The sequence below is a fragment of the Arthrobacter sp. 05T423 genome (assembly GCF_056396245.1).
In genome coordinates, this window is record NZ_JBFTLC010000104.1 from 1 (window position 1) to 691 (window position 691).

Annotated in this window: 1 protein-coding gene; it reads right to left on the minus strand. The window is 66.9% G+C overall.

Translation table 11 applies throughout. The features are described from left to right. Window positions 1-2: 2 nt before the first annotated feature. Window positions 3-691 (minus strand): DUF5134 domain-containing protein (locus AC1DFE_RS24100; RefSeq protein WP_476908338.1); only part of this gene is annotated, 689 nt, incomplete at its 5' end.

The following is a 691-nucleotide window of genomic DNA, read 5'->3' on the forward strand; positions in this document are numbered from 1 at the left end:
GGTTATGCGGTCGTGGTGGCGGACATGAGGGCCATGGTGGTGGCGCCGAGGGCTTCGAGTGCGTGTTCTGTGCGGGTGGAGCGTCGTGTATGCCCTGGGTGGTGGGGAGCGTTGGTGGCTTGCCGGCCGCGGAGGAGGAGGATCAGGAAGACCAGTGCTGCTGTTCCGAAGAGTACTGTCAGCAGGATGCCCGGGGCGGGCGGGTGGCCGAATGCTGGCGTTGCCGCTGTTGCGGTGGTGTGGGGTGTGGTTGTCATCGCGTGGTGGCTGGCCGGCATCGGCATCGGCATGGATGTCTGGCCGGCGGGGTCGGTTCCGTGGCCGGCGGGGTGGGTCATCATGGTGATCATGAGGGCTGCTGCTGCCATGGTGAGGGCGTGGTAGGCGCATTTGATCCGGCCGTGGGTGCCGGTGCAGAGGAKTTTGAATTCGGGGCGGGCGAGGGCCTGGATGATGAACCAGAGTGCCGCGCCGGCGAGGAGRGCGATCTGGGCGAGCAGGGTTGATGGTGCGAGGTTCCAGAGCATGGCTGCCATCAGGGCGTTCATGAGGGTGTGGAGGCTGTTGTTGACCCGGTCGGTGGGGTGGGGCGACCGTACCGCCTGCCAGAGGTGGTAGCCGCCGCCGGCCAGCAGGACGGCGGTGAGGGTCCAGGTCATTGCGGGGATATTGAACACGCGGATCACGCCCT